1 protein-coding gene is annotated in these 482 nt (G+C 33.0%); it reads left to right on the top strand.

Annotated elements, in window-relative coordinates; genetic code table 11:
• The coding region (locus EOC06_RS40575) for a hypothetical protein (RefSeq protein WP_164899064.1) at nt 1-429 on the top strand (429 nt) is incomplete at its 5' end.
• Nucleotides 430-482 lie beyond the last annotated feature (53 nt).

The raw sequence follows: 482 nt of genomic DNA, 5'->3' as shown, positions 1-482 counted from the left end.
GAACTAAAAAATGCCCAAGATGAGGCCCAACGTGTAGAAATTAAAAAAGCTGAAGAAATGAAATTACAACAAGCTGAACTAGATAAGCAAATTGAACTTAAAAACCAAGCTTTTACGGAAGAAATGTTCAAGTTATTGCGTGATAACTTCCCTCGTTCCACTTCAAAAGAGTTGGAAAAGACACCAAGAGAAACTAGTTTTTATTTTGGTGGAGCAACAAAAAAACTATATAAAGTTAGTTATGAACCAGATTATAAGGGAATCAGTATCAGCAGAAAAAACAATTCTGGTACTTATGAAGAACAATCATTTACTTCAATTCAAGATGAGACTTCCAGAAAAGAAGCTACTGCAGAAATTCAAAACGTGGCTAAAAAGCAGGATGTTATTTATAGACAACAGACACAATCACAATTAAACTTCAGATAATAGACTTTTTTATTCACTTGGGATTATAGAGAAGGACCTCGTACAATTATGTC

This window comes from Mesorhizobium sp. M7A.F.Ca.MR.362.00.0.0 (assembly GCF_004023175.1).
Classification (GTDB): Bacteria; Pseudomonadota; Alphaproteobacteria; order Rhizobiales; family Rhizobiaceae; genus Mesorhizobium.
The sequence above is the reverse complement of the archived record's forward strand: the minus strand, read 5'-3'. Positions and strand labels throughout refer to the sequence as shown.